At 66.1% G+C, this 599-nt stretch carries 1 protein-coding gene; it reads right to left on the reverse strand.

Going from position 1 to position 599, the window contains the following annotated elements; translation table 11 throughout:
- Positions 1-125 precede the first annotated feature (125 nt).
- A partial coding sequence (locus F6S12_RS32655) for an NAD(P)H-dependent oxidoreductase (RefSeq protein ID WP_315869975.1) occupies positions 126-599 on the reverse strand: 474 nt, incomplete at its 5' end.

Consider the following 599-nt stretch of genomic DNA (forward strand, 5'->3'; position numbering starts at 1 on the left):
GCCGCGGATGCTCATGTAGGAGCTGGCTTGCCAGCGAAGGCGGCCGCAAGAGCAGCACAAGGCTCAAGGGCCTGTTCGCCGGCAAGCCGGCTCCTACGGAGGAAGGCGTATCGGCGGTGGGGATTTCAGACCGGCAAGGGGTACAGGGCTTCGTCGAACTGGTCCAGGCGCGGGAAAACCAGGGGCTGGTCGTCCGCCAGGTGCTGCAGGCGCTGGCGGTAGCTGTGCAGGAAGGCTTCGCGAGCCTCCTGGCTGATGTAGGGCACGTGCCAGGCCACGAAGGGTTCCAGCACGTCATAGCCGACATAGGCCAAAGTGCCGCGCAGCAGCGGGCGCAGCATGTCCTGCAGCGGGCCGTGAATCGCGCCTTCGCCGAACATGTGCTCGCGCCCGCCCAGGGTCAGGGTCACCAGGGCTTTCTTGCCCGCCAGCCCGCCCTGGTCATAGAAACGCTTGCCGCCATAACACACCCCCGACACCAGCACCCGGTCGATCCAGCCCTTGAGCATGGCCGGCACCGAGAACCAGAACACCGGGAAGTTGAGGATCAACAGGTCGGCCCACAGCAGCTTGTCCAGCTCGGCCTGGATATCCGCGGC

Origin of the sequence: Pseudomonas sp. JV245A, assembly GCF_032424515.1 — a bacterium.
Taxonomy (GTDB): Bacteria; Pseudomonadota; Gammaproteobacteria; order Pseudomonadales; family Pseudomonadaceae; genus Aquipseudomonas; species Aquipseudomonas protegens.